Source organism: Mycolicibacillus koreensis (assembly GCF_002104795.1).
GTDB classification, from domain to species: Bacteria; Actinomycetota; Actinomycetes; order Mycobacteriales; family Mycobacteriaceae; genus Mycobacterium; species Mycobacterium koreense.
Genome location: NZ_NCXO01000102.1, coordinates 1 through 1,598, shown reverse-complemented (window position 1 = coordinate 1,598; position 1,598 = coordinate 1). Strand labels below are relative to the sequence as shown.

Genomic DNA, 1,598 nt, shown 5'->3' with positions numbered 1-1,598 from the left:
GGGAACACCCCCGCGTGAGCGGGGAGGAGTGAGTGCGCTTACATCCGCGACGGGGCGGCGACGGGAACAACCCCGCTCACGCCGCCGTGGTGAGGGGTCTGAGCCGTGAAGGACGTGACACGCGCTTCGGGCACGGCTGGTACAAGCGCTGGGACAATGAGCACCATGAGCACGAAGACCGTCACCTTCCTCGCGACGGCCGCCGCGGCTGTCGCGGTGGCGGTCTCGGGCTGCACGCAGACGGTGGCTGGCCACGCCACGGTCTCGGCGTCGGAGGTGGCGGAATACACGGCTGAGGTTGCACCGACGTGGATCACCGTCCCCAGCCACAAGGGGCCGACTGATGAAAAGTGGCACGCGCAGTACGGACCTACACCGACTCCGGGAATCGCGGTCACCCATGATGTTGAGGTTCCCGGCGGCGAGATTCCTGCGCTGTGCACCCTCGGCCCAGCAGTGGCCAGCGGCGATCAGGTTGGAATGCTCACCGCTGGCCACTGCGTATCTGACGCAGTGGGTGCTGGCCAGTACCTCGTAACACCCGGCACGGCGGATGGGAAGACAAAGCTAGCTGTGGGCGTCGATACTGCGGCCGGTTACGATTCCGCACCTTTGTGGATGGCCAAAGTCGGGGATGCTACGACACGCATCGGCGAGTACCCGGTGGCGGGCGTGCTCAGTGCGCAGTACCGGTTGGACTCTGGCACTCCGATCTGCGTTGCGGGTGCCATCACGGGGCTACATTGCGGGAAAATCACCATCGGAGGACTTAGCGGCCGTGTGGTGCGGCACTTTGTTGTGGAGGGCGGGACCGTTAATGGCGATTCCGGAGCCCCTGTATTCCTAGTCACCGAAGGCAGGCAGGCTGTTCTAGTTGGCACCCTCGTTGGGGGTGACGAGTTTCATGGCGATGACATCGCCGTGCCGATGGAGCCTGTGCTGGAAGCGATCGGTGCGCGGGCGTGCCTCAGCCCCGATGTCGAGCCGCTATCAGGTGAGATGTACTCGACGCAGGTGACATCCTGCAGCGAGTAGATATGGCGGTGGCTGTGGATGGCTGATTTCCCTGATCCCAACTTCGATTTCGAGTATTCTGCCTGGTCAGATCGCGTCGATGGTGTATCGGTCGATCTCAGTAGCCTGGGCCGTGGCCTGCATGAGATCGTCACCGCGATCAACGGAGGGGCCAAAAGTCAGCGTGCGAATGACAGCAACGGGGCGCTGGAAGACTCACGTGCTGTTTTGGAGGCTGTGGCGATTCTGATGTCCGCCTGCGCCCAGGCCCACCGCGAGATGCGCTACTCCGCGGGGCGATACGACGCCGCAGCGCCCCGCCTGGCCGAGGTGCAGCAGGCGAAGTCTGTAGCCGACGCGGCGCGCACACAGATGATGATCGACGAGTCTGCGGCGGCAGAGCTGGCGTACCGCGAGGCGGTAGCCAGGCTGAAAGCGCTGCGTGATCGCCGCGACGGCGCGAAAGCAGCGCTTGAGGCTGATGATGGCCGCATCGCTGCAACGCTGCAATCAGCAGTTGCTGGGGTCACGATCACCAGTCCCAAGGAACTACGTTTCCCCTCCTCCCCCAGTTCCAGCTCCCC

Annotated in this window: 2 protein-coding genes; both read left to right on the top strand. The window is 64.2% G+C overall.

Features of this window, described 5'->3' with window-relative positions; translation table 11 throughout:
* Positions 1-165: 165 nt before the first annotated feature.
* Positions 166-1,035 (top strand): chymotrypsin family serine protease, encoded by an 870-nt coding sequence (locus tag B8W67_RS20685; protein ID WP_133056181.1) that lies wholly within the window; start codon positions 166-168, stop codon positions 1,033-1,035.
* A gap of 18 nt (positions 1,036-1,053) precedes the next feature.
* On the top strand, positions 1,054-1,598 hold a 545-nt coding region (locus B8W67_RS20030), incomplete at its 3' end, for a hypothetical protein (RefSeq protein ID WP_133056180.1).